2 protein-coding genes are annotated in these 2,225 nt (G+C 66.9%); both read left to right on the top strand.

Features of this window, described 5'->3' with window-relative positions:
- The first annotated feature begins 281 nt into the window (after window positions 1-281).
- On the top strand, window positions 282-1,193 hold the full coding sequence (locus tag ABZX92_RS45705) for a methyltransferase domain-containing protein (protein ID WP_355572409.1): 912 nt from the start codon (window positions 282-284) through the stop codon (window positions 1,191-1,193).
- An 88-nt stretch (window positions 1,194-1,281) separates the two neighbouring features.
- A complete protein-coding gene (locus ABZX92_RS45700; protein WP_355572407.1) occupies window positions 1,282-2,115 on the top strand; it encodes a methyltransferase domain-containing protein in 834 nt (277 codons plus the stop codon).
- Window positions 2,116-2,225: the final 110 nt, after the last annotated feature.

The following is a 2,225-nucleotide window of genomic DNA, read 5'->3' as shown; positions in this document are numbered from 1 at the left end:
TCGATGATGGCGATCGCCCGGCGCACACCGGCGCACAAACTCTGCGGCTCGGCCAGCAGGACCTGCTTGTCGCCACTCATTCCCACTCCGTTCCGCGCACGAAGAAACAGCAACCACCATTCCGCAGATTAGTCGAGCACGGGCTGCCCGTCGTGTTCTTTGGGGTTTTTCCCAAAGTCGAATCCGCGCACGCCACATCGTTGACACGAACAGCGACGGCCCTCCACCATCGAACTACGAATCCGGTCCGGCGACCCTATCCGAGCCCTGGAGAAGTGACCGTGACAAATCTGCAGGAAGTTTCCCTCTCACCTCTGGCAGCGCTGGACCCTCAGGACGAGGTGCGGGTAGTCGGCCAGTACTACGACGACAAAACTGCCAAGCTCGTCCGCAAATACGGTCCTGGCCCCAGGATTCACTACCACGTGGGTTACTACCCCACTTCCGAACCGCCACTGCGCGCCGCCGACGCGACGCCGGAGGACATTCGCAGCAGCATCCGGGTTCACCAGGAAGGTCTGCTGCAGTACGCGGCCAAGATCTGGGGCGCGGAACACCGGCTGTCCGGAAAGGTCCTGGACGTCGGCTGCGGTCTCGGCGGGGGTTCGCTCTTCTGGGCGCAGGAATACGGCGCCGACGTCACGGCGGTGACCAACGCGCCGGAGCACAAACCCGTAGTCGAGGCGTTCGCGCGCGAATGCGGGGTGGACGGGAAGGTCCGGGCGCTGGTCTGCGACGCGAACCGCCTGACCGTGGACGACGGCCCGTACGACGCTGCCGTCGCGATCGAGAGCAGCGGGTACTTCAACCGCCCGCAGTGGTTCGAGCGGCTGGCGCGGGTGATCCGCCCTGGCGGGAGCGTCTGCATCGAGGAAGTCTTCCTGACCCGCCCGCGTGGGGCGGACGTGTGGGCCGAGTACTTCTACTGCAAGCCGGCCACCGTGCAGGACTACGCCAAGGCCGCGGCGGCCGCGGGTTTCGAACTGGTCGACGAGGTCGACGCCACGGCGGAGACCGCGCCGTTCTGGGAGGAGAGCGCTGCCTGGACGAAGGCGGTGCTGGACAGCGACAACGGCCTTTCCGCGGTGGAGCGCAGGCAGAACAGGATCTCCCTGCTGGCGAACCAGGCGCAGGCCACCGAATGGCTCGCCGGAGGCTTGCAGCTGGGTTTCCTGCGCTTCGAGAAGAAGTGAGTCAGCAGTTCACGCAGGCGCTCGGCTGGGGATTCCCGGTCGGGCGCCGTCGACTTCCCGCCCCTTTTCCAACGTTATGGAGCTCCTCATGACGATCGACCAGTCTCCCGCTCATCACGGCGAAGTCCGCAACGTGTACGACGGGTTCGGCCGGGTCTACCGTTCCGTGTGGGGACCGAACATCCACTACGGCTACTGGGAGGACGACGCCGACGACAGCTCCGTCGAGGTCGCCACGGACCGCCTGACCGACCTGATGATCTCGGGTCTCGCCGCGCGGCCCGGCCAGCGGGTCCTGGACATCGGCTGCGGCATCGGCCACCCGGCGCAGCGGCTCGTCCGCACCACCGGCGTGGACGTCGTGGGCATCAGCATCAGCCACCTGCAGGTGCAGGACGCGAACGAACGCGCCGCCGCGGCCGGACTCAGCGACCGGGCCACTTTCCAGTTCGCGGACGCCATGGACCTGCCGTTCCCCGACGGCTCGTTCGACGCTGCCTGGGCGTTCGAGTCGATGTGGCACATGCCCGACCGCGGCCAGGTGCTCGCCGAGGCCGCCCGCGTGCTGCGCCCCGGCGGCCGGCTCGTCATCGCCGACGTCGTCCAGCGCGAGCCGATCACCCCCGAGGGCCAGGTGGTCATCGACCACATCAAGGCGAACTACGGGGTGACGACGCTCGGCACGATCGCCGAGTACGAGAAGAACCTGGCCGCGAGCGGTTTCGTCGACGTGGAGATCCGGGACGTCACGGACAACGTCATCCGCACCCTCCTGCTCATGGCCGACGCCTTCGAGACCGTCCGCGACAAGCTGGCCGACCTGGTCGGCGCGCAGAAGGCCGACGAGCTCATCCACTTCGTGCGCCAGTTCGGCAGCATCCCGGAGAGCGGCTACGTCTACGTCACCGCGACCCGCGCCTGAGAAACCATGAACGGCGCTTTCATGGACCTGAACGACCACTAGATGATGGCACTTGGCCACACTCGGGGTATGGCGATTCTGGCGGGCAAGGCCGTGGTCATCACCGGTGC

The sequence above is a fragment of the Lentzea sp. NPDC006480 genome, from assembly GCF_040611995.1.
In the GTDB taxonomy this organism is placed as follows: Bacteria; Actinomycetota; Actinomycetes; order Mycobacteriales; family Pseudonocardiaceae; genus Lentzea.
Note: the sequence above shows the minus strand (reverse complement) of the source record. Positions and strands in the feature narration are given on the sequence as shown.

Coding starts and splice junctions, on each gene's coding strand:
- ABZX92_RS45700 (WP_355572407.1), top strand. CDS start 1,282: ATGACGATCGACCAGTCTCCCGCTCATCACGGCGAAGTCCGCAACGTG.